The sequence below is a fragment of the Paenibacillus sp. M-152 genome (assembly GCF_003856555.1).
GTDB classification, from domain to species: domain Bacteria; phylum Bacillota; class Bacilli; order Paenibacillales; family Paenibacillaceae; genus Paenibacillus; species Paenibacillus polymyxa_C.
This window is the reverse complement of record NZ_CP034141.1, coordinates 3040402-3064588: the sequence shown is the minus strand read 5'-3', so window position 1 is coordinate 3064588 and position 24187 is coordinate 3040402. Positions and strand designations below refer to the sequence as shown.

The 24187-nt window shown below is 43.7% G+C and carries 17 protein-coding genes and 2 pseudogenes; all 19 read left to right on the top strand.

Features of this window, described 5'->3' with window-relative positions:
- Positions 1 to 10 precede the first annotated feature (10 nt).
- The gene (locus EGM68_RS13245) at positions 11 to 1192 is read left to right on the top strand and encodes a DUF4272 domain-containing protein (RefSeq protein WP_129549376.1); all 1182 of its coding nucleotides are present in this window, start codon (positions 11 to 13) and stop codon (positions 1190 to 1192) included.
- Between the two features lie 275 nt (positions 1193 to 1467).
- Positions 1468 to 1749 (top strand): annotated as a pseudogene (locus EGM68_RS13235) (family 43 glycosylhydrolase); the annotation flags it as partial.
- A 482-nt stretch (positions 1750 to 2231) separates the two neighbouring features.
- Positions 2232 to 4640, top strand: coding sequence for a cellulase family glycosylhydrolase (locus EGM68_RS13230; RefSeq protein WP_129549375.1), 2409 nt, complete (start codon positions 2232 to 2234; stop codon positions 4638 to 4640).
- A gap of 128 nt (positions 4641 to 4768) precedes the next feature.
- Positions 4769 to 4967 (top strand): annotated as a pseudogene (locus EGM68_RS26125) (hypothetical protein); the annotation flags it as partial.
- A 123-nt stretch (positions 4968 to 5090) separates the two neighbouring features.
- Positions 5091 to 5540, top strand: coding sequence for an RrF2 family transcriptional regulator (locus EGM68_RS13220; RefSeq protein WP_013371316.1), 450 nt, complete (start codon positions 5091 to 5093; stop codon positions 5538 to 5540).
- Between the two features lie 272 nt (positions 5541 to 5812).
- A complete protein-coding gene (locus EGM68_RS13215) occupies positions 5813 to 6472 on the top strand; it encodes a nitroreductase family protein (protein WP_129549373.1) in 660 nt (219 codons plus the stop codon).
- Positions 6473 to 6574: 102 nt separating this feature from the next.
- Positions 6575 to 6685, top strand: a complete 111-nt coding sequence (locus EGM68_RS26120) for a DUF6254 family protein (protein ID WP_014599788.1) — start codon at positions 6575 to 6577, stop codon at positions 6683 to 6685.
- A 372-nt stretch (positions 6686 to 7057) separates the two neighbouring features.
- A complete protein-coding gene (locus EGM68_RS13210) occupies positions 7058 to 8587 on the top strand; it encodes a right-handed parallel beta-helix repeat-containing protein (RefSeq protein ID WP_129549372.1) in 1530 nt (509 codons plus the stop codon).
- Between the two features lie 553 nt (positions 8588 to 9140).
- Complete coding sequence (locus tag EGM68_RS13205) at positions 9141 to 10640, top strand: alpha/beta hydrolase family protein (RefSeq protein ID WP_129549371.1); 1500 nt, start codon at positions 9141 to 9143, stop codon at positions 10638 to 10640.
- 394 nt (positions 10641 to 11034) lie between these two features.
- Positions 11035 to 12747 (top strand): sensor histidine kinase, encoded by a 1713-nt coding sequence (locus tag EGM68_RS13200; protein ID WP_025677291.1) that lies wholly within the window; start codon positions 11035 to 11037, stop codon positions 12745 to 12747.
- Entirely contained in the window at positions 12744 to 14165 is a 1422-nt protein-coding gene (locus EGM68_RS13195; RefSeq protein ID WP_013371311.1) for a response regulator transcription factor, read from the top strand. The genes EGM68_RS13200 and EGM68_RS13195 overlap by 4 nt, the downstream gene beginning before the upstream one ends.
- Positions 14166 to 14434: 269 nt before the next feature.
- Positions 14435 to 16171 carry a type 2 periplasmic-binding domain-containing protein gene (locus tag EGM68_RS13190; protein WP_040103686.1) on the top strand — a complete coding sequence of 579 codons (1737 nt, stop codon included), beginning with the start codon at positions 14435 to 14437 and terminating at the stop codon, positions 16169 to 16171.
- A gap of 63 nt (positions 16172 to 16234) precedes the next feature.
- Positions 16235 to 17149, top strand: a complete 915-nt coding sequence (locus EGM68_RS13185; RefSeq protein ID WP_025677288.1) for an ABC transporter permease — start codon at positions 16235 to 16237, stop codon at positions 17147 to 17149.
- Positions 17150 to 17162: 13 nt separating this feature from the next.
- Entirely contained in the window at positions 17163 to 18056 is an 894-nt protein-coding gene (locus tag EGM68_RS13180) for a carbohydrate ABC transporter permease (RefSeq protein ID WP_013371307.1), read from the top strand.
- Between the two features lie 343 nt (positions 18057 to 18399).
- Complete coding sequence (gene ppsA / locus EGM68_RS13175) at positions 18400 to 21018, top strand: phosphoenolpyruvate synthase (RefSeq protein ID WP_129549370.1); 2619 nt, start codon at positions 18400 to 18402, stop codon at positions 21016 to 21018.
- 164 nt (positions 21019 to 21182) lie between these two features.
- Positions 21183 to 21416 (top strand): hypothetical protein, encoded by a 234-nt coding sequence (locus EGM68_RS13170; RefSeq protein WP_025675940.1) that lies wholly within the window; start codon positions 21183 to 21185, stop codon positions 21414 to 21416.
- An 856-nt stretch (positions 21417 to 22272) separates the two neighbouring features.
- Positions 22273 to 22902 carry a YkoP family protein gene (locus EGM68_RS13165; RefSeq protein ID WP_129549369.1) on the top strand — a complete coding sequence of 210 codons (630 nt, stop codon included), beginning with the start codon at positions 22273 to 22275 and terminating at the stop codon, positions 22900 to 22902.
- 141 nt (positions 22903 to 23043) lie between these two features.
- On the top strand, positions 23044 to 23682 hold the full coding sequence (locus EGM68_RS13160) for a YqaA family protein (RefSeq protein WP_225683768.1): 639 nt from the start codon (positions 23044 to 23046) through the stop codon (positions 23680 to 23682).
- Positions 23660 to 24181: a phosphatase PAP2 family protein gene (locus EGM68_RS13155; RefSeq protein ID WP_014599784.1), complete on the top strand. Its 522-nt coding sequence runs from the start codon at positions 23660 to 23662 to the stop codon at positions 24179 to 24181. The genes EGM68_RS13160 and EGM68_RS13155 overlap by 23 nt, the downstream gene beginning before the upstream one ends.
- The last annotated feature ends 6 nt before the right edge of the window (positions 24182 to 24187 follow it).

The following is a 24187-nucleotide window of genomic DNA, read 5'->3' as shown; positions in this document are numbered from 1 at the left end:
GGAGGTCATCATGAGAAATTGTGCGCTATACAGCTCCACCTTTGATCTGGATCAGGTTGAGAGACTATTAGAGTCGATTTATCCCAATAACAAGATACACGTGAATGAAAGCAAAACTAGAGTTGAGGTCAAAAGCAAGGGCTGGTTTAATAAGAAAGTCAAAGGCTTTAACATAATGACCAGCAAAACGAATCCGGAGGAGTTTGCCTCCATGCTTAACGGAATGATAAATTTTTTCAGTCAGATTCCTGCTGAAAACGAACAGTTGCAGCAAAAGTTGCTGATCAAGATGAGTACGCTAAATATGGTGATTGGTGTGGAGACCGAGGAGGATATATCTGAAGCCTTTTTTGCCGAATTACTTGATATCATAAATTCGTTGGACGGGCTGATGTTCTGGGGTGGCGGTAATTTACTTGCACCTGATGGAAGTCTGTTATTAGATGTCAATGGGCGTTCGGAAGTGGAAGATTATACAGTTACTGCTCATGTCAGTTATTTGCACGGAGAGGACCCAATTAGCGAATCCGGGATGGAGCGGAAGCTGCGGTCGGAAAAGAAATTGGTCGATCAAGGCTTTACGCAAATGCCGCCGATCCCAGGCAGGCTAGGAGATGAAGCCGCAGACAGCATCCGTTCTCTCAAGGAAGTGGCTGGCCGTGCCGTTGCTTTGTGTATTGTAGCACTGAAAGGCGAGTGTATCGGTGCGGGCGAAAGCATGGATGATACGAAACGGATGATAAATCAAGTGACTGATCAGTATGGCGCGGACTGTTTCTTTTCACCGGAAGAAAAGAGGTTCTTATTCAATGATTACGTCGATGAGTCGGAGGGCATCCAGTTCTCCTGGCGTTATGAAGGCTTTTGGACTCTGTTATGGGCTTTGGGCCATCTTGAGAAGCTAGGTGACCCAACTGGGATTTGCGACGTGCCGTTGTCTGTTTCAAAGCTGCAGCAATTCGACTCATTTGAGGCTTTTCTGTCAAGCTCAAGACTGCGCAGCAGCAAGGAAATTTTAGATGAAGCGGATTTAATTTGTCGTTACGATTGGATGTGTGTGGATAGCCGCATTCATAAACAGCCAGCCCCTGGAAATCTGGATGATGGTGTAGTGTATGAACGTCATCGTGTGCTTAAATGGCTCACCAGTTACATGGGACAGGATTGGGATGATGTGCGCACAGATACATAATAGGAAGTCTAGAAACATCAATCCTCTACCAAATAGGTAGAGGATTGTTTGGTGTGGGGCACTTTACTTAAAATTCATGACGTTGACCGTAAATTCGCAATTCACTGATCTCAACATCGTACTTTGCGGCTCAATCATGGCCAGCTTGAAGAAGCGGAAAGGAGTGTTTTTATATTCATCCCTCACGTAGTAGACGCAGATAGCATTTTTACAAAGTTGAGGCTTCCATCCGGCAAAGCGATGTTTAGAAGATCTAATCTTTCTACTGGCAGGCGGGTCATGGGACGCTGGTCGAAACGCAGCATGGGGAATGGTATATGGCCCATATATGTACTCGGCTTTTTCCTGGTACTTCTTTAATGAATCCACTCGGCAGGGAAACAGCGATTCAGAAGTGTATATGGACTGAAGACGGCTGGCTGCGCCTGAGTCATGGCGGCAAGTTACCGACTCTGGAGACAGAAGCTCCGAACTTGCCGATCCATCTTTTTCCAGCCGAAGAACCTAGAGACCACTTCATCATCAATCCATCATTTACGGCGATTATTTTTTCATAGAGGCTATATTCAAGCTCAAGGGTAGCGATTTATAATTCTGTTAAACAAGATTACAATCTTGAGAATAACGAGTTGAATCGACAATTATACAAATATAAAAATACTAGACAAGACAACTGCTGGGAGAAAGTTGTCTTGTTTTGCACTTTTAGGACCCATGCTATGGAGTTAGGAAAACAGATTTTAAAACTTTTTAATCATCAAGGAATAGTACTGGAAAACAAAAATATATATGCTTTAGGTCGCTTTGATAAAATCTCATCACTGGGAATGATACAGAAAATCTATTAAAGCGAAATAATTGCAGTTGTAAAAGAAAGCGGTTACTTTAGGATTGCTCTACGTTTGTTTGTTTTGGTCCCAATTATGATCGGAAAGGAGAAGACTTTACCGTGCCTCAGGGATGGAGAATGGAATTGAAATCTATGAGAATGCAGGGGTAACCAATTAGCTATTTATGATGGTAAATAGGAGGCTTGGGAATGAAAAAAACTATAACATGCTTGATTTTGTTTGGACTGCTGATGAGTATGTTGCCGTTCAAAAGTGTGAGCGCTTTCGAAAATGCTAGGCTTACCCAATCGGCAACCGCAAGCTCCGTCGAAGATTCAAGTAAAGCGGCTGATTTTGCGATTGATGGTGACCCGCAAACTAGATGGTCCTCACAATATTCAGATCCGCAGTGGATAAGTGTAGATCTTGGTAGCACCACCAAAATCAATGGCGTTACGCTCAACTGGGAAGCCGCTTATGCGAAGTCCTACCAAGTTCAGACATCGACGGATGATGATCATTGGACTACCGTCTATTCCACCACGACTGGAGATGGAGGAATCGATAAGATATCTTTCGAAGTAACAGACGCTAGATATGTAAAAATGAACGGTATCGAAAGAGCTACCAGCTACGGATATTCCCTTTGGGAATTTGAAGTGCATTCAGCTGATGAACCGGAGGATAACTCACCTCCAACAGCTCCCTCCAACCTGACTAGTTCCTCGGTATCAGATACAACAGTAAGCTTGCAGTGGACGGAATCTACAGATAATGTAGGTGTTTCCAACTACGACATCTACAAAGGATCAGACCTCGTTGGATCCAGTGCGTCGACATCCTTCATCGTTACCGGCCTAACAGCCAACTTGGCGTACAGCTTTTATGTGAAAGCCAGAGATACCGCAGGTAATGTGTCAGATGCAAGCAATGTGATTGATGTTACCACCAGCGCAGCTGACACAAATATTGTCTCAGGTGAAACTTATAAACTAACGGCACAGCATAGCGGAAAAAATCTGGAAGCAGGAGACTCAACTGCCGATGGAGCGAAGGTGCAGCAGTGGACGAACAACGGTAGCGCTCGGCAAAGATGGAAAGTCATTGACGTTGGCGATGGATATTATAAATTGATTGTGCAATCCAGCGGTAAAGCATTAACAGTGGCCGGAGGCTCTTCAGAAGATGGGGCTAGTGTACAGCAATGGACAGACAGCGATTTAACTAATCAAAAATGGAAAATGATTGACGTCGGCGGTGGATATTATAAGCTGCTTGTACAATCTAGCGGTAAAGCGCTGGATGTAATCGGAGGTTATACTAATGACGGGGCAAATGTGCAGCAATGGACGGATAACGGAAATGATCAGCAGAAATGGAAGTTTACGCTTGTTGACTCAACCCCTGATACAACGGCACCAACAGCACCAGCAAACCTGAAAAGCTACTCCAAAACAAACACTTCGGTAAGCCTTGTATGGACAGCATCAACAGACGATGTCGATGTTACCAGCTACGATGTGTACAATGGAACAACTTTGGTCGATTCAACCCCCACGACAAGTTATACGGTGACAGGGCTTAGCGCCAATACAACATACAGCTTCACTGTCAAAGCCAGGGATGCAGCAGGAAATATTTCAACAGCAAGCAATGTCCTAAAGGTTACGACGAATTCTACAACGGAGAATACAGGTTTTTATATTAATGGAACAACGCTTTACGATGCCAAGGGGAATCCGTTTGTTATGAGGGGAATCAATCACGCTTATACCTGGTATAAGGGGCAAGAGTCTGTAGCGATCCCTGCCATTGCAAAAACGGGAGCGAACACCATCAGAATCGTACTGTCGGATGGTCAGCAATGGACAAAAGATGATCTGTCTGCGATACAAAATTTAATCACTTTATCAGAGCAGAACAAATTGGTCGTTGTTCTAGAAGTACATGATGGCACAGGGTCTGACAGCGCTGCTGTATTGGATAATATCGCCAAGTACTGGATTGAAATGAAAAGTGCACTCATTGGAAAAGAAAGCACCGTCATCCTCAATATCGCGAACGAATGGTATGGAACTTGGGATGGCGGAGGCTGGGCGCAAGGTTATAAGTCTGTTATACCTAAGCTCAGAAATGCTGGCATCAAAAACACAATCATTGTTGATGGTGCAGGATGGGGACAGTATCCGCAATCTATTTTTGACTACGGAAAAGAAGTATTTAATGCAGATCCGCTTAAAAATACGATGTTCTCCATTCATATGTACGAATATGCCGGAGGTAATGCCGCCACAGTAAAGAGCAATATGGATAATGTACTGAATAAAAACCTAGCTCTGCTGATTGGAGAATTCGGCATTAAGCATACGAGCGGTGATGTGGATGAGGCTACCATTATGAGTTACGCTGAGCAAAAGGGTGTAGGTTATCTTGCATGGTCTTGGAAAGGAAACAGTCCGGGTCTCGATTATTTAGATATGACCACTGACTGGCAAGGATCAAGCTTAACGGAACAAGGTCGTATTATCATTGAAGGTCCCAATGGTATTAGGGCGACATCAAAATTAAGCACGGTTTATAGTGATTCAGCCAACAAACAGTCATCCAGTAAACCATGAGTATTTAACGTTAGTCAACAATGTTCAGTACGAAAACAAGCTTTTTCTGTACACAAAGCCGCCAAGTTGGCGGCTTTTTTTGTTGCATGAGCTGCCAGCTTACAAACAATAAAAGAATAATAAACAAGACAGTCTTTAACCAAGCAATGGACTTCTATAAGCTTTGTTTTGAGGCATTTGGGAACACGGATCAAGCCGATCATCGCAGGGCAAGTCGCCAATATGGGAGCAGACATTAAGTTACAAATGGAAAGCTTGACTACAAATCAATTGCGTGAAGTCGCAGATCATGTGTTAAGCTTTCCATCTTTCAAAGAAGCTGTTGCACAGAAGTCAATACCATATTTAAATATATAAATTGGATGTAAGCTCGTCTATTGCAGCATATTAGGGAATTCGGTACAATTTACTCATACTACTTAAGAGTAAGCTGGAAGGAGAGAGTAAAGGTTGAAGCAGGAGTATTGTACACCGACTCAGCACCCAAAGTGGTTTGGACTGGCTGTTCAAGCGCTTGTTATATTATCGCAGGAGGACAAAAGCATAGCTTGTCCAAGTATTGAACTCGCCAAATATCTTCAGTCGGAGCCTTCTTTGCTGCGCCGCATACTTTCCGTTCTCGCCAAGGAAGGGCTTATCGGAACCCGGGAAGGCCGTGACGGCGGGTACCACCTTAGGAAACCGGCAGAGTCTATACGACTAGTTGATGTGTACGATGTATTCCGTTCAGACAGCAGGCTTTCCTTTGGTATTACCGAGACAGCTGGCACGCATCCGCTCGGTAAATGTATGAAATCTACGCTTGAGGATATTACCCAAGAAATGGACGATAGCATACGTGGAGTATTAAGCAAGTACACGATTGCTGATCTCGCCAATCAACTGGAAGCCAAGCTTTAGATGAACCTGGAAAAAGACGGTTGACAGCGGCTTGCTTAGATTTTATACTGTGCAATATAAACAACAGTTAAACGCAAGCCGCGCGCAACGTTAATTTTTAAGGTTATACTGTGTGATAATGAACACAGTTATGCCTGTGCGCATAAGCGGAAATATTGTTGGAATTTTTTCAAGGCACTTCGTTTTAATAGATTTCAAACTTTGACTAATCGCTTAGTCTGGATTTAACTGTGCTGAATAAAAAACAGTATTTATTTAAAGGAGGATTCATAATGTCAACTTCAACTCATACTGGTCAGAGCTCCGCCTTGTTCGCCGATGTCATCCGCGAGCGCCGCTCTGTGCGTCATTACGACAAATCGGTTCGTCTGTCTCACGAGGAGATTAAGGATCTTCTGAAAGAAGCGACGCTTGCGCCTTCTTCGAGTAACGTTCAGCCCTGGCGCTTCTTGGTTATTGAGACAGAGGAATTGAAAGCAAAACTGCAGCCAATCGCCTACAATCAATCCCAGGTTACTGAGGCTGCAGCGGTGATCGTTGTGCTTGGTGATACGGAAGGATATAAGAAGCTCGATGAAGTTTTCGGCGAAGCAGTAAAACACGGCTATATAGCAGAAGATACCGCCAAATCGTTCGTGGAAAGATCGATTCATACGTATGCTTCATTGCCAGAGGAAACACTTCATAAAGTCATTCATATTGATGGTGGTATTGTATCCCAGCAGCTTATGCTGGTTGCACGTGCTCACGGCTACGATACCGTCGCGATGGGCGGCTATAATGCGGCCGAGCTTAAGCAAGCGTTCGGTATTAGTGACCGATACATTCCAATCATGCTGATTGCACTCGGTAAAGCGGCACAACCGGGTCATCAGACAACTCGGCTGCCGATAGACGATATCACATTCTTTAACAAGATGCCCGTTAACTAAAAACAAAACCCAACGAATTTAATTTTATGAATGAACAGAGTCGAGAAATGACAACTTAAGGAAGTAGTATATATTCACAATTTCCAAAGGAGGATATCTGTTATGGCTCACCAGAAGAGAAGGAAAGAAGCTGCATGGAAGTCACGAAAGCAAGAACAGCATCCCCATGGTAAAATCAAATCGCTCAAGGAATTGTCCAGCGAACAAGATTGAGGAGTATACTACTTGGAAGAGAAGGGCTGTCGATGAAATTTATCGGCAGTCTTCTCATGGTGTGTGACCATAATGGCCCTTCATACAGGCAGCATCCAACAGTTTCATTTCAGAGTGTTCAGTGTTATTGAAGACATTGAGTTAGCCGTTCAACCCTGAAAATATACATAATATTTTCAGGGTTGTTTTTATTTAGGTTTCTTTGTCAAGGCGAAGAATTACTGCAATTCACCAATGCGTGTGGGCGCTATCGACTTTTGTACGGAAAGCCTGCCGATGGACGGTGGAGGATGTTCTTCGCTTGCAAGAAGCCGTAAAGTGATGATAACGTTAGTTTGACGAAAGCTGAATTAGGATGGGAGTTGAAAATTCTTGAAGAAATTCGGTAAAATTTTGCTTATAGGTTTAAGCTTGGGGTTAGGCCTTGCAATCGGTAATGTGCAGACTCCTGCCGCCTCTGCCGCTGGTACCGAATATTATGTGGCGACAAGTGGTAGCGATTCCAACGCGGGAACAAGCGATGCGCCGTGGAAAACGCTCCAGCATGCGGCCGACACAGTCCCTCCGGGCAGCAAGGTCTATGTCCGAGGTGGTGTTTATAAGGAGAAACTGAAAATCACCCGCTCTGGCTCCGCCTCGCAAGGCCCAACCGTGTTCGCAAGCTATGGCACGGAAACCGCCATTGTTGACGGTACTGGCCTATCTGTCAGTGGGAACGAAGGGTTAATCGAATTGGCCGATGTCGATTACGTCACCATCCAAGGGTTTGAAATCCGCAATTTTACCACTGCTTCCAAGAACGCAGTGCCTACAGGCATTTACGTTCACGGTGCAGGGGGGTTCATTAATCTGTCTGATAACAAAATCCACGACATCAAAAACACGGCCACCCCAACTGGAAAAGACCGGCTAGGCCGGGACGCTCACGGCATCGCTGTTTATGGCACGAAAGCTCCTGCATCGATTCACAACCTTACAATCAACGGCAATGAACTATACAATCTCGTGCTCGGCTCCAGCGAATCGCTTGTTTTAAACGGTAATGTGAACGGCTTTGCAGTGACCAGCAACCTCATTCACGATAACGACAACATTGGAATCGATCTAATCGGCTTTGAAGGAACCGCGCCGAATACTGCTTACGATCAGGTGCGGAATGGGGTGGTAAAAGGCAATCGAGTGTACAATAATTCGGTTCGAAATAACCCATCCTACAAAAGCGATGACAACTCGGCCGGCGGCATTTATGTGGATGGGGGCAAGGACAACATTATCGAGCAGAATTACAGCTATAACAATGACATCGGCGTCGAAATTGCCTCCGAGCATGCCGGCAAAACCACCAGCAATATTACGGTCCGCAGTAACGTGATATATATCAACCGGTTAACCGGCATCGCTATGGGCGGCTACGATGACGAGCGTGGCTCAACGGTAAACAGCAAGATCGTGAACAATACGCTGTACAAGAACGATACATTGTACGACGGAAGCGGCCAGCTTTTGGTTCAGTATGATACACGAAACAACGTGATCAAGAACAATATTTTCGTAGCCAGTTCGACTGATGTGTTGATCTACAATGGATATACTCAAAATTCGGGCAATGTTGTTGATTATAATTTATATTTTGCACCTGGTGGCAGTTCGGGGGCCAACTGGACCTGGAAAGATAAAGAATATACAGGATTCTCCACGTACAAATCGGGAACGGGCAACGATGCGCATTCTCTGTTTGCCGATCCTATATTCGTGAATGCCACGAATGGCGACTTCCGTTTGCAGTCTTTGTCACCAGCGATCGATTCCGGATCAACGGATAACGCCATCATCGGAACCGAGGATATCGACGGGGAACCCCGTGTGAAAGGGAAAGCCGTGAATATCGGTGCAGATGAGTGAAGCAAAGCTAGAGTTTTTGTCGGGTTATGCAAAATCTGATCCTCTTGGAGTCCTGTGCGTGCTGATACTCCGTTGATGCAAGTGGCGGATTGAGGCGACTCAAATGAATAGCTGATTTATTCCAAAAGCCCTCTAGATGCGAGGGCTTTTGTCTTTATATATAGCATTCACAATTTGTGTATTTGCAATTTCCGTAGTTCTTGATACACCATAATTGATAATGATAATTATTATCATTTAATTCGAGGGTCACATTATGATCACCGATTGCTTGTTGCTATGGAGAGGCATCCTAGGCGCAACATTATTTTTCTATAGAGAAAGGTTGATAGCATTGACTGCAAATAAACAATTAGACCGCTTCAGCTCGATACCCGTATTTCTCCATATATGATTGAATGATTGAACTTACTGTTTTTACGAGTCCTCCAATACCGCAAGATCGAATTACAAAATTGTAAGGTAGATGTAAGGCAAATCGATAGCTTATGCCAGCCTGGCAGGATAAGATTGGAACAAACGAAAATAGAAATTTTTTAAAAGGAGAATCGAGATGAGGCTGTTTGAACTGTTGCTATTATTGTCAAACATCGGCTTGTTTTCATTAAACTTTCTATTAAAAAAAAGGCGTAGAATTCCAGTATTCGTTGCAAGCGGTATTGCCACACTTTTACTGGTCATTCATTGGACGGTGGAAGGATACAGAATTCAGCTATTTTTCCCATATTGCATAACGATCATTTTTTTAGCCATTTCAGGTTATAGCTATTTTAAAAAAGACGGTCCAAAAAAAATCCCACGATTCATGTTGGGTTCAGCTTATACCGCTATAGCGATAATGCTGGTCGTAACAGCGGGTCTTATGTATGCTTTTCCTGTATTTAAACTACCTGAACCGACAGGCGAATTTAAGGTAGGAACGCAAACTTTTCATTTCGTGGATACAAATAGGGAAGAGATTTTCGACGAATCCAGAGATGGTAAGAGAGAATTGATGGTTCAGGTCTGGTATCCGGCTCAAGCTAGCACTGGCAAGTATGCTCCCTTTATTCCCGATACCCAGATTTTACGTTATATGGCCGCGAACTATGGTCTTCCCGGGTTTACGTTTCAACACCTGAGGTACGTATCCAGTCATACTTATTCGGGGGCCGAAGTTTCTTCGGCACAGACTTCATACCCGCTGATCCTTGCGAATCCCGGCAACGGCTCTTCCAGGTTCCTCCACACCTCGCAAGCCGAATATCTCGCGAGTCACGGATATATGGTGGCAGTGATCGACCACACCTACAATACATTTGCAACCGAGTTTCCGGACGGTCGAATCACAACCAGCACAACCAACGACTTATTCTCGCCCGACCATGATTACCAGACGAGCAGAGAAAATCGCGACAAGTTGGGACAAGTTTTAACCGGCGATGTGGCGTTTGCGCTGGACCAATTCGAGCTCATCCAATCGGGGAAGATTCCAAGTCATCTAAAAGGGAGGATTGATCTCGGTCATGTCGGGGTGTTCGGTCATTCCATCGGCGGAGCGACGGCCTATGACGCTTCTTACGATCCGCGAATCGCAGTCGGGATAGACCTTGATGGAGGGCTTTATCGACTGCGTGACAGAGAGGGTCTGCGAAAGCCGTTTTTGTTCATCAACTCGGAAAGCTATTTCGAAAAATTAAAAATGGTAATGGATAATCGGGTCTACACGGATGCAGAGCTTAACCGTATGGGATCAACAAGAGAGTGGGAGGATCAAGTAACGGAAGATAAAAAGTTGGAGCTTGAACGGATGCGTGAAACGGTCGACGAAGGGGGACAAGTCCTCTATATCGAAAATACGGAGCATTTGAATTTCGCTGACGTACAGTTCATTTCTCCGATTTTCAAAATGCTGGGCATTACAGGAAAGATTGCGCCCGAAAGAGCGAACTCCGTTATCAATGCCTATATGCTAGATTTCTTCGATAGGTATCTGAAAAATCAAGGCGGAAACTTAATGAAAGGACCGGATAGCCGCTTTCCGGAGGTGAAGTTCGTAACCTCGCTATTATAAATTACGGAACAGGCTACCGATTTTGATATGCTCCCCTTCAAGTAGACAGGTTTAATAAATAAACCGCTAATTGAAGGGGAGTTTTTCTTTGTCTAAAAAGAACGAATACAATGCGATGCGATGTATGCAAAGAGGAAGGGAGAATAAGTTCTATGAATTCCATGAAAGCGTTTGACATATTGGAATATCATTCTATAATTATGAACAGAATTGGACCTCACCGAGATGGAAAAATCCTGATTATTCCAGTCTGGATCGGATGTAGATGTTGTCTATTCTCAAATAGGTCGCTGTCTATGAGGAATACGATAATTGATAGAGCTGTTGTTCAATAAACAGTAAGCTCCATAATCAGGGGCTTGCTCTTTTATTTACCTAAGGAGAATGGGGCGGAATGACACTTAAAAAAAGAATCTTTTTATTGTTTTTTCTCAGCGCGTTTATTCCCTTTATTAGTATATTTGCAATTTCTTATTATACCATTGATTCCATTTTTGTAAATAAAATCAATGATGGAATTAGGAGCAATCTACAGCAGGTAACTTCATCACTGGAAAATTCAATTACCAATCTGAATCATGTTACTCAGCAATTATCATATAGCGGTACTTTAGGCAAAAAACTGGATGAAGTCTTGCAACCTTCCTCCAATATAATTGAATTGATTGAGGCTAGAGATGAATTAAAGAATGAGTTAAATGTTGTAACGTTTACTAATCCGAATATAGGCTTGACCTTATATTATTTCCAGAAAGAAGGCGCTACACAGTTCGCTAACTTTCCCATCAAAGATCGTTTTGCCCCTGAGTCTTTGCCTGTGCTTTTCAAATCTTATGGCATTTCGTACTATGGTCCCCATATCAGTATGAACCGATTTAATGACCAGCTCGTTTTATCTGCCATGCGAAAGGTACAACTGCCTCAAAGGGACGATGTATATATTTACGTCGAATCCGGCTTTCGTCTTACCCAGAATATACTAGGTTACAACCAATACCAAGGAGCTTTATCGCATTTGATCCTAAATGGTGAAGGTCAAATTGTTTACAGTGAAATTCCGGAAACGATGAAAGTGGGGGAGAATTTCTTCAGCTTATCAAAAAGTGCTGCAAAAGACGGAATATCCCGTGACTACCATTGGTTTAAGGAGGACTCCGCTCAGAATTGGAGCGTCATCTCGGTAATTTCGCAGGCTAAGTATCAACAGGAGAAAAACCAGTGGTTGCTTCAAATATTACTGGTCGCTTTATTTTTTCTCGGCTTTACTGTATTTCTTGCTTGGCTTCTGTGGAAGATGGTCTACAAGCCACTCGGTCTGTTCCATTCGGAAATTAACGGAATGTCTCAGAATCCACAAAAGGCAGGTAGCCAGACTCGCACTCATATTCCCGAGTTCGATTTTCTATTGGGAGAATTCTCAAATATGCAGCACCAAATCGGTGACCTGTTCAAGGAAGTGCAGCAGAAAGAGAAGATCCGTGCAGATTTGGAAGTGGAAAAATTGTTATATCAGATCAATCCTCACTTTCTGATGAATACGCTAGATACTGTACATTGGCTGGCCGTCATGAATGGACAAGGGGAGATTGACAAGTTGGTGCAATCCTTGAACAAGCTGTTGTATTACAATTTGGGTAAATTAGGGCAAGTATCGACGATGGAAGAGGAAATTGATGCGCTAAGACAGTATCTAGTCCTGCAGCAAATTCGATATGACTTTGAATTTGACGTGCGTATTTCAGCAGATGACCATGTGCTTCAAATACCTGTGCCTCGTTTTATTCTGCAACCGTTGGTTGAAAATTCTCTCTATCATGGACTGAGTGACGAAGGTTTTATTCAAATTGAAGTTACACTCACCAAAACGCTGAATATTCTGATACAGGATAATGGAGCCGGCATGACCGAGGAAGCGATTCAAAAACTCTTGAACAATCGTATAGCAGAACATAAAAAAGTAGGGATGGGCATCGGACTCAATTATGTTCACCGCATGTTGAGGGCACAGTACGGAGATCAAGCACAACTGGTGATCGAAAGTGAATTGGGTACAGGGACAAGTATTCTGCTCATACTTCCTATCAAAGGAGAAGATGTTCGGGGATGATTAAAGTATTGATTGTGGATGACGACAAATTGGTACGAAAAGGCATAAGCTCCGCGATGCCGTGGAATGAGTTCAATATGGAAGTTGTAGGAGAAGCAAGTAACGGGTTGAAAGCACTGGATTTTCTGAAATCCCAACCGGTCGATCTGATGTTGACGGATCTCGCGATGCCGGTGATGTCAGGTATTGAACTGATGCGAGCTGCAAGGCAACTCTATCCAGAGCTTCATATTGTCGTATTAACACTGCATCAAGATTTCGATTATATCCAGGAAGCGCTCAGGCTGGGAGCCATCGACTATATAGCCAAGGTTCAGCTCGAGAAGGAGCAATTCGAACACGTGCTGCATCGAATACATATCCGGATTGACGAGCTGGCGAATAAAAAACGAAAGCTGCCGCTGCTTAGTGAGACTAATGTCCATTACCGCCATGTGTATGCACTTGTTTCACTGGATCGCAAGTTAGGACAGAGCTGGCCGATTGAACCGACATCCAGTGTAGATGAGATCCGATGGGAGGTTGAACGGAACAGTTGGATGTGGGCGGCACCCATGGACTTAGAGGATCAACTGTTCCACAAACTGAAGGAATACCGGGACCAAGTTCCCCAAGGCGCCTTGCTAGTTATGTCCGATGTACAAGAGCGAACGTGGTCGCAAATCCAAAACTGGATTATGAATTATACAGAAACGTCCTTATTCTATGCATACGACCCTTATGATCCTGTCATTGCCGTTTCGATGAATGTGGAGGAATCATTTCCAATAGAACCGCAGGATGAAGACATGGATCGAATTAAGCAAAGTTGGTTTCTATCACCATGGACACATAACGACAGTTACTACAACCAACTGATTGAACAGTTCAAATCACTAAGACTGCAAAAAAGCCAGTTGATGGGATTGCTATACTCGATAGTTATGGAATGGAATCACCTTTTTGCCGAGTCTACGCTTGGTAGAATCTCAATGATCCATTCTTTTCTATCGTGGTACGAGGTAGAAGCTTGGATCAAGCAGACCTCTGTGGACATTCGTAAGGCAGATGAACAGACCTCGTATTCACAGGAAATTGTAGACGCCGTGAAAAAAGCGATTATGATCATGCAAAATGATTTGGATCAAGCTTTTACTGCTTCAGGTCTGTCCCGGCAACTGAACATCAGCCGAAGCTATTTCAGTCAATGCTTCAAGGATCTGATGGGGAAAACCTTTAATGAGTACTCCCGTTTTATACGAATAGAGAAGTCTAAAGAGTATTTATTGAATACAAATAATCAGATTTTCTGGATTGCTGAGCGAGTGGGTTATACGGATGAAAAATATTTCAGCCGAATTTTCCGCGAGTTGACAGGCCTGCTTCCAAGTGAATATCGACAGCTGGGCAGAGGGGATAAAAAGCGTACTCTTTTATAATTCAGTCAAGCCGACAGATTCCTGATAGGAGCTGCCGGTTTTTTGTGCTTTACTTTGGTTAGTAAGTAAAGATAGACAAATGTATGTCGGCAGGTAGGATAAATGCTTACAAGCCAAGTATGACTTCACTGCCTGGCGTGAAACCGCATACATTTTTCTATCCAAACAGACGTTTAATCCCTATCTCGTTTTGTCTTCATCGAGTTTTATAATGAAAGCGTAAACAACAATGATAGAGAAATATTCACAACGAAGGGGAATCGAATGAGATGACAACTAAATGGTCCGTAAAAAGCAAATTGTTGACGAGACGTCTGGCCGTACTGTCGATATCTGCCCTAATGATTTCAACCCTTGCAGCCTGTGGGGCTTCATCCAACCCTCCCACTGCGAAGGAAGCGGGCAAATATGAGGTAACACCCGGAGACCCATTCAGTGCCTATAAAGACGAAATAACCGTCACGATGGGTCGTGTGACTACGGCCAACCCGAAGCTGCCGGCTGGAGATTCGTATGAGAATAATGCGTATACTCGACTGGTCAAAAAAGCGTTTAACGCTCAGATTAAAGACCAATTTGAAGCCAACGGAGAAGATTACAGCCGTCAGGTTTCGCTCGCCATCGCCTCTGGAGAACTGCCTGACATGATGCGTGTCGATTCCAAGGATGAACTCAAAGAACTGGTTGATAATGATCTGATTGAAGATATGACGGAAATTTACAAGCAGTATGCCACAGATAATATCAAGAATATTTACGACTCGTATGAGGGCCGGGCGTTAGACAATGCGACGATAGATGGACGTTTAATGGCGCTTCCAGCTACTTCCCTAGATTCCGCACCAACCATGGTCTGGGTTCGTCAGGATTGGCTGGATCTACTGGGAATCCAACTTGACGCAGACGGAGATGGTGCCATCAAGCTGGAAGATGTGGAGAAAACAGCCGAGGAATTCTTAAAAAGAGATCCTGGTCAAACCGGGAAACCAGTAGGTATTCCCTTTGTGAACACCCTGAATACAACTGACTACAATGGTTCCGCCTATACCATGCTGGGAGTTGCCTCAACGAAGGGTTCATTCCCTCAGTACTGGATGAAGGGTAAAGACGGCAGCATTGTTTATGGCTCGACAACAGAGGAAACCAAGCAGATGCTAGGCGTCATGGCAGATTGGTTCAAGAGAGGCATCATCGATCCGCAATTTGGAACACGCACATTTGATGATATTACGGCACTGTACACCAACGGCCAATGCGGTATTGCTTTTGGACCATGGCATATTCCCGACTGGGGTCTGGGCAACGTGAAGCAGAAGGATAAGAATGCGAAATTCACGGCTTACACTTTGGAAGATGCAGATGGAAAGGTAAACGTGGCACACGCCAATCCAGCTAATCAGTTTATCGTTGTAAGAAAAGGATACGAACACCCGGAACTCGCCGTTAAAATCGTAAACCTTTTCTACGATAAATTGGCAAATGATAAAAATGTGGGAACATCTATGCCAGAAGCTGCCAAGTATCAAGAGAACGGCGTAGACGGTTCTACCAGACCGTTTAATATTGAAGTCAACTCGGCGACCTCGTTACTGGATGACTACTCTGATATCGTTCGAGGGATTAAAGGAGAGATAAGTTTGGATCAGGTCCGGACAACAGAATCAAAGAACAATATTAAAAGTATCCAGACTTACTTAAGTAATATGGATACGGATAACGTAACAGCCTGGTCGAAATATCACTCGCGTATCAACGGAGTGGGACTCATTGACAAACTGACACGGGAAAACAAATTTGTATGGATGACACCCGCTTTCTCCGGAACTACACCAAGCATGAAACAGACCTGGGCTAATCTGACCAAGATGGAGCAGGAATCTTTTATCAAAATCGTGACAGGTGCAGAACCTCTGAATTACTTCGATACATTCGTTAGCAATTGGAAGAAGCAAGGCGGTGACCAGGTAATTCAGGAAATTAAAGACGAGGTTGCATCCAAAAAATAAACAATCTTAAACTGCTAACAGGGCTGCGTATTGCAGCCCTGCTTTTAGGAAAGGGGTCCATCCATGAAACAGGGAAACGATAAAGCAAAAATCCGGTTCGGCACGGGTGCCATATATCATCTGATGATGCTTCCGGGTATTTTATTTTTGCTGGTATTCAGCTATGTACCGATGGTCGGTGTCATTACGGCGTTTCAGGATTATATACCAGCCAAGGGAATGTTAGGCTCCAAATTTGTAGGGCTGAAGCACTTTATTTATATGTTTAAGCTGCCGGACATCGCACAGGTTTTTAGTAATACGTTGGTGATTGCCATTGCCAAGATTCTATTGGGAACAATGATGGCTATCATTTTTTCCATTTTGTTAAATGAGATCCGCATCAAATTCGTTAAAAAATCCGTGCAGACAATTGTTTATCTGCCACACTTTCTGTCCTGGGTAGTTCTAGCGTCCGTGGTTGTTAACATGTTCAGTTTAGATGGAATTGTGAATCAAATTTTGACCTTTTTCGGTCTGGAGAATATTAATTTTCTCGGCAGCAACACCTGGTTTCAGCCGCTGATTATTGGGACAGACGTGTGGAAGGAGTTCGGTTACAGTTCCATCGTCTATTTGGCTGCAATTACTTCGATTGATCCGGGTCTGTATGAAGCGGCAGGAATGGATGGAGCCAGCTGGTGGAGAAAAGTATGGCATATTACGTTGCCAGGCATGCTGCCTATTATCCTGCTCATGGGAGTGATGAGTCTGACCAATATTTTGAGTGCCGGCTTCGATCAAATTTATAATCTGTATAACCCAGTTGTCTATGAATCGGGAGATATTCTGGATACTTATGTATATCGGATTGGACTCGTTGGGCGACAGTATAGCTTCGGTACGGCTGTTGGCCTGTTCAAGTCAGTGATTGGTATTGTTTTGCTATTGTCCGCCAACCAATTAGCCAAAAAATACACCGACCGAAAAATATTTTAAGGAGGCGAAGCCTGTGTCGTATTCTGTAAGCCAAAAAAATCGAATTGGCGGGTTAGTCATCTATGCCATCGTCATATTGCTGGCATTGATCTGCCTACTTCCATTATGGAATATCGTTGCGATTTCATTTAGCAGCAGTGAGGCCGTGTCAGCTAATGCTGTAGGTCTCGTACCGGTCAATTTTACAACCGCAGCGTATACGAAAATTATCGATGATGCTCAGTTCTGGCGTTCCTTTGGCATATCTGTTCTACGTGTTGTGCTTACACTTCTTCTCAACATGATTCTAATTGTTCTAATGGCATACCCGCTCTCCAAGTCAAAAAGAGAATTTAAGGGCAGAAACATTTATATGAACGTCATGATTTTTGCCATGCTGTTCAGCGGTGGGATGATCCCGAGTTATCTATTGATCAAAAACCTCGATATGCTCAATACAATTTGGTCGCTTGTTCTACCAGGAGCTGTCCCTATATTCAGTGTCATCCTTGTCATGAACTTCTTCTCTGCTGTACCTAAGGCCCTAGAGGAAGCAGCATTCATCGATGGGGCAAGTCCGTTGCAGGTCCTGTTCAAAGTGTATGTTCCCGTGTCCATCCCTGCGCTGGCGACGGTAGCACTATTCAGTATCGTGGGAACGTGGAATGATTTCTTCAGCGGTTTGATCTATATGACTCAAGTCAGCAATTATCCGCTCATGACGTATATTCAGTCCCTTAACGTGAATATTGCGGAACTTCTTCAATCCGGCACCAACTCAGCACAACTTAGCAACTTGACTGAAATTTCAAATAAAAATCTAAATGCGGCAAAAATCGTAGTCGCTGTCATCCCGCTACTGCTGATTTATCCGTTACTTCAAAAATATTTTGTGACTGGAATTGTTGTAGGATCGGTAAAAGAGTAATCACAAAAAGAGATGACCCTGATAAATTCAAGGATCATCTCTTTTTACATAAAATAATTGAACACAAAAAATAGCTATGATATAATCGATAGCGTTATTGACAAATCATATAAACAACCGAAAAAATATTATCCCTACTATTATAGTACATCTAGAACTTTGATTTGTCAATGTTTTTTTTACCCCCCCAGAAAATAGAAAGGAAGATGGAATGTGCAATCAGGCTGCGTACATAATCAAGCGGTTTTGAGAAGAAGTACGCGGCGACTTACTTCGGCGGTGACTAGGCATGATCATGATTGTTCGCTTTTTTCTCTATATTAATGGTTAGGAGAGATGTTGAATGAATTCACTGGTTCTCGATTTTCAAGAAATGGATAACACTCAGCTTTTGCTGGTTGGTGGAAAAGGATTGCACTTAGGGGCATTAACCAAAATGGAAGGAATACAAGTGCCAGAAGGGTTTTGTGTTACAACATTGGGATATCAAAAAGCCATCGAACAAAACGAAATAGTTCATGCTTTTCTGGATCAGCTAGCTACGCTTAAAGTAGAAGATCGAGAACAAATTGATGATATCAGCAAGAAGATTCGACAGGCCATTATGGAAGTAGCCATTCCTTCTGATGTTGTGAAAGCAGTTGCTCACTATCTCTCCCAGTTTGGTGATGAATATGCTTATGCCGTACGTTCTAGTGCGACTGCTGAGGATTTGCCGCATGCTTCTTTTGCTGGTCAACAAGATACCTATTTAAATATTATCGGCAAAGAATCCATCCTGGAGCATATCCGCAAATGTTGGGCTTCTTTATTTACGGAACGCGCGGTAATTTACCGAATGCTGAATGGATTTGATCACAGCCAAGTTTATTTATCTGTCATCGTTCAAAGGATGGTGTTCCCACAAGCTTCAGGGATTTTATTTACCGCTGATCCCATCAATGGCAACCGAAAGCTGCTCTCTATCGATGCAAGTATCGGACTTGGAGAAGCGCTGGTCTCCGGCTTGGTATCTGCCGATTGTTATCAAGTACAGAATGGGGTAATAGTCAGCAAGAGGATAGAAACCAAAAAAATGGCTATTTATGGACGAAAAGAAGGCGGAACAGAGACCAAGCAGCTCAATCCTGATCAGCAAAAAACGCAAACCCTTACGGATCAACAAATTTTACAACTGGCACGCATTGGAAGACAGATCGAAGAACATTTCGGCTGCCCCCAAGACATCGAATGGTGTTTGGCTGATGATATATTTTATATTGTCCAGAGCCGGCCGATCACCACTTTATATCCCATACCTGAAGCAAATGACCAGGAGAATCACGTGTATGTATCTGTCGGCCATCAGCAAATGATGACTGATCCTATTAAACCACTGGGAATATCTGTTTGGATGTTAACAGGTGCCACACCCATGTTTAAAACTGGTGGTGGAAGGCTGTTTGTGGATATCACGATGGGTCTGGCTTCACCAGATGGCAGGCAAAATTTATTGGATGTTTTAGGACACTCCGATCCGCTCATAAAAGACGCGCTTATTACCATCATAGAGCGGGGAGATTTCATAAAATTGGACCCATCTGACAAAAGCGAACCGGGACCCGTTAAAAGCCATAAGGGTATGTCGTCTGCGGATATTCTGGCAGAAGCAGGAAACGACCCGGCAATTGTTGCCGATTTGATTAAGAGTAGTGAGACATCGTTATCAGCGTTAAAACATAACACCCAAACGAAATCAGGATTGGATGTATTAGATTGTATCCTGGAAGATATGCAGCAACGGAGGCAGCGTGCGTCAGATCTGAAAAACTTGAGTGTGATTATGTCCGCCATCCATGCTTCAGCATGGATCAATGAAAAAATGGATGAATGGTTAGGTGAAAAAAACGTAGCAGACACACTTTCCTTATCTGTACCTAACAACGTCACTTCTGAAATGGGTATGGAGCTATTGGATGTTGCAGATGTGATTCGTCCCTACCCGAAAATAATTGAGTATTTACAACAGGTAAAGGATGATAACTTTTTAGAAGAACTGGTTCAATTCGAAGGTGGACAGCAGGTGCGTGATGTTATTACTGCTTATCTCGACAAATATGGAATGCGATGTGCCGGGGAGATCGATATTACAAGAACACGCTGGAGTGAAAAACCAAATATATTGGTACCTATGATCCTCAGTAACATCAAAAACCTTGAGCCTGGCGCCAGTAAACGAAAATTTGAGCAAGGGCGACAGGAGGCAATGAAAAAAGAACAGGATTTATTAGCCCGATTGAAACAATTACCGGATGGTGAACAAAAAGCCGAAGAGACAAAACAAATGATCGACCAGATCCGGAATTTCATCGGTTATCGTGAATATCCGAAATACGACATTGTTAGTCGCTACTTCATTTATAAACAGGCTTTACTAAAGGAAGCGGAACGACTCGTACAAGCCAACGTTCTTCATGAAAAAGAAGATATTTACTATCTCGCTTTTGAAGAATTGCAGGAAACCATACGCACAAATAAACTGGATTACCAGGTCATCGACAAACGCAAAGACGAGTATAGATTATATGAAAAACTAACTCCGCCACGTGTTATCACGTCTGATGGCGAAATCATTACGGGTCAGTACAAACGAGAAAATATCCCCGCTAAAGCTATTGTAGGCCTCGCTGTTTCTTCGGGTGTTGTAGAGGGGCGGGCACGTGTGCTCCTGAATATAGAAGGGGCTGATCTGGAAGATGGCGATATACTAGTCACCGCCTTTACTGATCCCAGCTGGACTCCATTGTTTTTATCCATAAAAGGGTTGGTTACGGAGGTGGGCGGACTGATGACCCACGGAGCCGTTATCGCACGTGAATATGGCTTGCCAGCCGTTGTCGGAGTGGAGAATGCGACCAAACTGATAAAAGATGGGCAACGAATTCGCGTGCATGGAACAGAAGGGTATATCGAATTTTTGTAATGGATAAATAAGGGGAAACGATAGCGACGGGAAGGAGCTCACCCAACAAATTGGGCCGACGCAAGAGGAACTTTATCGTTATGGCTCCCTTTATGAAGTATATTCATGCTGGCAATGGACAACGCTTAGGTTAAATATTATCTTATGCGGGAGGTCATCGCTTCTTGAAATTTGAACTAGGACGTTGCTTACTGAGTGAACGATTGATGGAATCTGGAAAGTCAGCAGAATGGCTGGCAAAAGACTTGCTTTTTAAACCGGAACGAGTTTACGACTTTATTGAAAACAAGAGAGTGATGCCTCTCAAAATTGCCATATCGATCGCCGATTCCATCGGTTGTGATGTTCGTACATTGTATGAATTAATTCCGAATGATAATGAAGTAAAGGTAGATTAATGGAATAAGTGCCAGGTTCCATTAAGGCAACAAATGTGATCCATTAAACTTTAACGGCAAACGCTAACTTAATAAAAAAAGGAGCTGATCAACGTGATCGGCTCCTTTTTTAACGGGCAGAATTTCCTTAGAAAGTGAGGGAATAAATTCCATTATTATAATCAGAACCTTTTTTCATTATCCAGAACACGAATTACGCACACCTTCTTATATTTTTTTGCAAATCAATTTTCGAATGATTCAGACCTAGTCATATAAGACAGTTGACAGTTTGTCATGCGGTATATGTGACAGGCCCAAGTACGATGTCATCAAAGCTTGGCGGTTTTATCACTGTTCGATTTAACAATATCGGAGGTAAGGTGAGGGGGTAAAGCAGAACAACATTCTAAAATAATGGAGCGATTGCGTTATGAAATTATTCACCATTCGAAAAGGAGTGAAATATGGCAGATTTTCAATACCATTCCGACCTATTTGCCACTCTGATACTTACCTCATCAAAGTTTAAGTGTTTCTTATTGGCTTACTATTTTTGGTCGCACTTATATATGAAAACTTGAGCGAGCAGCGATGTGCATCAAATTGTGTGACGGACCCCCAACCCGAAACAAAAATTAACTTTTTTTTAAGAATCTCTTTACGTTTAATTAAGATTTGTTTTTCATACTTAATCATGTACAGTAGGCAACCGGATGTATCCGGCCCTGCCAGTACTTCAGCCCGTATGCTATCTTGGTTAAATCCTCTATCATTAAGTTAACAGAGATAAGGAATTCACATAGAAATATTATTTCAGTTCGACAATTTCAATGGAATTTGTCTATTAAAATAAGATTGAGGGATGGTTGGATCAATGTTGCTTCGTTTACGCAAATCTTCAATGCAGGCAGTCTGGATGGTGTGGGAAAGAGGGTTCGATTGGATATCACGCTTTCGCGGCTCGCGTACATCGCACTTTGGAATTTGCAAAGTCATGATTAAGAAACACCGAGGGGAGAGCATCGTCTGTGCGGACTCCACCATCATCGATAAAGGCGATCTGGTCGGGGAACTCCATCTCAATAATGAAACGATTCTGATGCTGACCAAATCCGAAGACTCAGACCGCGCGGCGCTCATGACGGCCCGGCTTACACGGAAATCCATGCAGCAGATCAGCGAGGCATTCGCAAGTCAGCCGGAGTTCAGAGAGGTGAAGGCGTTAGTCGCCATTACGCTGCTTCATCGTGGTTTGATACATGGTCTTGGTTTCGAACAACAACCGATGAAATCAGATCTGTTCCAATGCATTACAACGGCTTATCTACGATTGTTGTTATCCGTCATGCACCCTGAAGGCAAGAAGCGGATTGGCCGCAAGACCGAACAATTGATACCGATGATGCTGATTCACTCCCGCAGCTCGCTGAAGAACCGATTTATGACGATGAAGAGACAGTCCGTTTCAAAGGAGTTATGTCTACCCAAATCAAGATCTAATTAATTAAAAACAAAAGAAACTAGGAGCGTGGTGGGTAAGTTCCTGGAGGGCGGTATGGAGTTGAAACACAGCGACTGGAAACCCATACCACCCAGAGGTAACCTATTTTTCATCATGCTCTGTAACAAAGGCGGGAAGGCATTCATGGATGAAATTATGGAATTTTTACAGAACTTCGGAGCGACGGGACTTTTTATTCACGCTATGCTCGATGCGATTATCTTCCCTATCCCGGCGTTCTTCCTGCAGCTTTCTTTAAGCGCGATGCAACCGGAGTCGGCTTTATGGCTCGCTACGGTTGGCTTTGCCGGAAGCCTGCTTGGAACACCGATCGGTTATGGGATTGGCAAGCTGTCGGGAAAGCATGTTTTAGGCAGTGTAATGAAGAAAAAATGGCTGGATTCGGCAAGCGACTTATTTGCCCGCCGTGGCGAGGCCGCAATCCTGATCGGATCGTTCACTCCGATTCCGTTTAAAATATTTACGATTTTATCCGGATGCATGAATTATACGTTATGGAAGCTGCTCAGCTATGCGGCCATTGGCCGGGCGGTGAAGTTTTATGTAGTCGGTTTTCTCTTCTATATATATGGCCGCGCGGCAGAGAATATGGTGAACCAAGTTCTCACGATTATGCTGGTGGGCGTTGGTATAGCGATTGCGGCAATATGGTTCTTAATACGGAAGCTGTCTGAGCGGAGGAAGATAAGGGGTGAACATCAATCTATGAAAAAAAAAGGGAATGGAGGCGGAAAGAAGGATGCAGTGGATAAGGCGAATTGATCAAACGATGTTCTTCTGGTGCAACCATCGGCTGAGTAGTCGGGTCTTGGACCGATTGTTCGGATGGATTACCCATTTGGGCGGAGCTTTATTTACCATCATTTGCGCAGTGTCCTTGGCATGGTTCGCCGAGGGGGAGTTCAGCAGAATCGGGCTGCAAAGCTTGATCGCACTGGCCGTTAGCCATATCGTTGCTGTTCTGATCAAGAGAAAGGTGCGCAGAGACCGGCCTTTCCGCAAGCTGGAGCAGGTAAAGGTAGGCAAATTCCCGTTGAAAGATTATTCCTTCCCATCCGGCCATACAACCGCTATTTTCGCCTTGGTTACACCTTTTATGTTGGCCTCATCGCCGGCAATTATGCTTGTCTTGATTGGTCTGGCCTTGTTGGTGGCCATATCCCGGGTTTATTGGGGCTATCACTATCCAATCGATTGTGTGGCTGGTGGGATGGTCGGATTCCTAACGGCGGTGCTGGTTATTTTGTTCATACATAGTTAAATTTCA